Raw genomic sequence first — 4168 nt, 5'->3', positions numbered from 1 at the left:
ACGTTGAGCAGTACGACATTGCACTCTTCCAATAATACACGTAAGCGTTCTGCTGCTAATACTTCGTCTTCTACAATAATGGCACTTGGCATAGCGGTATTCTTTTTGTTGTATCGTGGGAGATCTGTCGCGCTTTGTCGTCCTTGATAACGCGTCAGCCGTATGTTGTTGTCAGCTTGAAATTATCACTTCGCAACAATTTTAGGAAATTTTTAAAATATACATGATTTTTCGCTTCTTGGGCGTGATTTGGAATGAATCTGAAGATTACTTACATAATTTTATGAAATATTGTAATACCTAGAGTAATTTTGTTGTAATCGTGCTAATTCATTTCGTGATAATGGACGATTTTGGGATTTTGTTCATTTGCCAGTGCGCCACCGCCCAATCGAGTAATTCTTGCGGACGGTTTACGGCGGGGGCATCGGGTAGGTTGAGGTAGGTCAGGACTTGGCGGAGGAGTTGTTCTTTTTGATTCAAATCCAAAGCCGGGGCAAGGGTTTGTTTCGACCACTTTTGCCCTTGGCTGTTGGTCAATAGCGGCAGGTGGGCGTAGGACGGCGTGGGAACGCCGAGGCATTGTTGCAGATAGATTTGGCGCGGCGTGGAAACGAGCAAGTCCTGACCGCGGACAATATGCGTTATGCCTTGATCGGCATCGTCGGCAACCACGGCAAGCTGATAGGCCCAATAGCCGTCGGCACGAAGCAGGACGAAATCGCCGATGTCGTGTGCCAGATTTTGTGCGTATTGTCCGACAATGCCGTCTGAAAAACCGATCACGCGATTGGGGACTTGAATGCGCCATGCCGGCATTTTGTTTTGCGTGTCGGGTCTTTGCTGAGGATTGCGGCAACGGCCGTTATACACAAATCCGTCTGCGCCATGTGTTGCCGCCGCCTGCCAGTCTTTGCGGCTGCAATAGCAGGGATACACCAGCCCGGCTGCTTTAAGGCGGTCGAGGGTGTCTTGATATAGGTCGTAACGGCGGCTTTGATAGGCGATTTCGCCGTCCCACTCAAAGCCGAAAGCTTCAAGCGTGCGCAAAATGTCGTCGGCGGCGCCGGGCATTTCACGCGGGGGGTCAAGGTCTTCAATGCGGACCAGCCATTTACCCTGATGAGCGCGCGCGTCAGCATAGGAGGCAACGGCGGTCAGTAGGGAGCCGATATGAAGTAGGCCGGTAGGGCTGGGGGCAAAACGTCCTATATACATGGCAGGGTGGTTTTGTAGGGCAGGGGCAGTATGCCTGCACGGTATTCAAATCGTGATAGAAAAGGGTGTGCCGTACACGCCCGAATTTGGGTTTCAGACGGCCTGAGACTTTTCAAAATGATTTAAGTTTCTTTGCCGCCCGTTCAATCCGCTTAAGCCAAGGGAGCCAGTAGGTTGGCGAAGGCTTCTTCAAATTGTTTCAAACCGTCTTCCTGTAAACGAGTTGCCAAAGTTTCAACATCAATGCCGAGTTTGGCGGTTTCGGCAAGCTGCGCTTGGGCTTCGTCTACACCTTCTGTCAAAGTGGCTTGGGCGGTGCCGTGGTCGATAAAGGCTTTGAGTGTCGCATCGGGAACGGTGTTGACGGTATGGGCGCCAATCAGGCTATCAACATACAAAGTGTCAGGATAGGCAGGGTTTTTCACGCCTGTGGATGCCCACAAAAGTTGTACGCGGTTGGCACCTTTTTCGGCAAGTGCGGCAAATTCGCTGCTGCCGAAGTATTGCGCCCAATCTTGATAGGCGGCTTTGGCCAGCGCGATGGCGATTTTGCCTTTGAGGTGGTCGGGCAGGGTAGCGTCCAATGCGGCATCGACACGGGAAATAAAGAAGCTGGCGACAACTTGGATATGGGAAACATCGTGTCCCGCCTCCAAACGTTTGGCAATGCCGCGCGCGTAGGCCGCATAGGCTTTGAGGGTTTGGGCGCGGGAGAAAAGCAGGGTCAGGTTGACGCTGATGCCGTCTGAAACGAGGGTTTCAAGCGCTTCGATGCCTTCGTCGGTTGCCGGTACTTTAATCATGGCATTTTTACGGCCGATGGCGGCGTGCAGGCGGCGCGCTTCTTCAACCGTGCCTTGTGCGTCTTTGGATAATTCGGGTGAAACTTCGAGGCTGACGAAGCCGGTTTTGCCGCCGGTGGATTCGTGTTCGGCAAGGCACACGTCGCAGGCGGCTTGTACATCGGCAACCGCCATGGTTTCGTAGCGTTGTTTCGGGGTCAGGTCTTGCTGTTTGAGCGCGGCTACTTCGTCGGCGTACAGGGCATCGCCTGCAAAGGCTTTTTGGAAAATGGCAGGATTGGAAGTTACGCCGCACACGCCCTGTTTCAGCATTTCGGCCAATTCGCCGCTTTGTACCAGCGAACGGGAGAGGTTGTCCAACCAGATTTGTTGTCCTAATGCTTTAACGTCCGATAAAATAGTCATCTCTGATTCCTTTTACATAATAGGTTTGTTTGTGAAGTGGCGATAATGCTACGCCGATTCGATGAATTTGAACAGTTTACAGCTGATTAATTTGGGCAAAACAAACCTAAATTCAAGCATGAAAGGCGGCTTTGATGGCGGAAAACACACTTTATCTCGACTGGGCGCGCGATGTATTGGATACGGAAGCCGAAGGTTTGCGTGAAATTGCGGCGGCTTTGGACCATGATTTTGTCCGTGCGGCGGAAGCGTTGTTGCACTGCAAGGGCAGGGTGGTCATTACCGGCATGGGCAAGTCCGGACACATCGGCCGCAAAATGGCGGCAACCATGGCTTCGACCGGAACGCCTGCGTTTTTCGTCCACCCTGCCGAAGCGGCGCACGGCGATTTGGGCATGATTGTGGACCACGATGTCGTGATTGCCATTTCCAATTCCGGCGAAAGCGATGAAATTGCAGCGATTATTCCGGCGTTGAAACGCAAAAACATCACGCTTATCTGCATCACTGCCCATCCGACTTCCACCATGGCGCGTCATGCCGATATCCATATTACCGCGGCGGTTTCCAAAGAAGCCTGTCCGCTCGGCCTTGCACCGACTTCCAGTACGACCGCCGTCATGGCGTTGGGCGATGCACTGGCGGTTGTCCTACTGCGCGCACGTGCGTTCACGCCCGACGATTTTGCTTTAAGCCATCCGGCCGGCAGCTTGGGCAAACGCCTGCTGTTGCGTGTGGCGGATATTATGCACAAAGACGAAGCCCTGCCTGCCGTTTTGTTGGGCACTCCGTTGAAAGAGGCCATTGTCCGCATGAGTGAAAAAGGCTTGGGCATGTTGGCGGTAACCGATGCCGAAGGCCGTCTGAAAGGGGTATTTACCGATGGCGACTTACGCCGTCTGTTTCAAGAACGCGACAGCTTTGCCGGTTTGAAAGTGGACGACATCATGCACGCTTCGCCGAAAACCATCTCCGCCGACCGCCTAGCCACCGAAGCCTTGAAAGCCATGCAAAGCGGCCATGTGAACGGTTTGCTGGTGGTCGAAGAAAACGGCGTACTGATTGGCGCGCTGAACATGCACGATTTATTGATGGCACGAATTGTCTGAATCGACGGCAAAAACGTTTTCAGACGGCCTTATGCTAGAATAGGCCGTCTGAAATAAGGAAATCTTATGCAAAACCTCTCTTCCGACCTGCAACAACGCGCTTTAGGCATCAAACTGCTGATACTGGATGTGGACGGCGTTTTGACCGACGGCCGCATTTTTATCCGCGACAACGGCGAAGAAATCAAATCGTTCCACACTTTGGACGGACACGGTTTGAAAATGCTTCAGGCTAGCGGCGTGCAAACTGCGATTATTACCGGCCGCGATGCGCCTTCCGTCGGTATCCGCGTGAAGCAGCTCGGTATCAACTATTACTTCAAAGGCATTCACGACAAACGTGTCGCCTACGCCCAATTACGCGAACAGGCCGGTGTAGAGGAGCATGAGTGCGCCTTTGTCGGCGACGATGTTGTCGATTTGCCCGTGATGGTGCGTTGCGGATTGGCGGTTGCCGTCCCTGAAGCGCATTGGTTTACTTTGCAATACGCCCATTATGTAACCGAACGTTCCGGCGGCGCAGGCGCGGTGCGTGAAGTGTGCGATTTGATTATGCAGGCGCAAGGTACGCTTGAACCTGCTTTGAAAGAGTATGTACGATGAAAATCAGATGGCGTTACGGAATCGCCTTTC

Annotated in this window: 4 protein-coding genes and 1 pseudogene; 2 read left to right on the top strand and 3 right to left on the bottom strand. The window is 52.8% G+C overall.

The window, feature by feature from the left end; genetic code table 11:
* From ACTHUE_RS12040 to tal, 3 genes and pseudogenes are all read right to left on the bottom strand, one after another.
* Positions 1-92: pseudogene (locus ACTHUE_RS12040) on the bottom strand (LytR/AlgR family response regulator transcription factor); the annotation flags it as partial.
* 238 nt (positions 93-330) lie between these two features.
* Positions 331-1218, bottom strand: coding sequence for a tRNA glutamyl-Q(34) synthetase GluQRS (gene gluQRS / locus ACTHUE_RS12035; protein ID WP_107792124.1), 888 nt, complete (start codon positions 1216-1218; stop codon positions 331-333).
* A gap of 152 nt (positions 1219-1370) precedes the next feature.
* Complete coding sequence (gene tal / locus ACTHUE_RS12030; RefSeq protein ID WP_107792123.1) at positions 1371-2426, bottom strand: transaldolase; 1056 nt, start codon at positions 2424-2426, stop codon at positions 1371-1373.
* A gap of 134 nt (positions 2427-2560) precedes the next feature.
* Here tal and ACTHUE_RS12025 point away from each other — a divergent pair, with 134 nt between their 5' ends.
* Both ACTHUE_RS12025 and ACTHUE_RS12020 read left to right on the top strand, forming a co-directional pair.
* Positions 2561-3535: a KpsF/GutQ family sugar-phosphate isomerase gene (locus tag ACTHUE_RS12025; protein ID WP_003748334.1), complete on the top strand. Its 975-nt coding sequence runs from the start codon at positions 2561-2563 to the stop codon at positions 3533-3535.
* 66 nt (positions 3536-3601) lie between these two features.
* On the top strand, positions 3602-4138 hold the full coding sequence (locus tag ACTHUE_RS12020) for a KdsC family phosphatase (RefSeq protein WP_107792122.1): 537 nt from the start codon (positions 3602-3604) through the stop codon (positions 4136-4138).
* Positions 4139-4168: the final 30 nt, after the last annotated feature.

The sequence above is a fragment of the Neisseria sp. P0021.S005 genome (genome assembly GCF_051956955.1).
This window is presented reverse-complemented; position numbering and strand designations above follow the sequence as displayed.

Bases quoted from the DNA above. Each gene is read 5' to 3' on its own strand.
- ACTHUE_RS12025 (WP_003748334.1), top strand. From the start codon at position 2,561: ATGGCGGAAAACACACTTTATCTCGACTGGGCGCGCGATGTATTGGAT.
- tal (WP_107792123.1), bottom strand. From the start codon at position 2,426: ATGACTATTTTATCGGACGTTAAAGCATTAGGACAACAAATCTGGTTG.
- gluQRS (WP_107792124.1), bottom strand. From the start codon at position 1,218: ATGTATATAGGACGTTTTGCCCCCAGCCCTACCGGCCTACTTCATATC.
- ACTHUE_RS12020 (WP_107792122.1), top strand. From the start codon at position 3,602: ATGCAAAACCTCTCTTCCGACCTGCAACAACGCGCTTTAGGCATCAAA.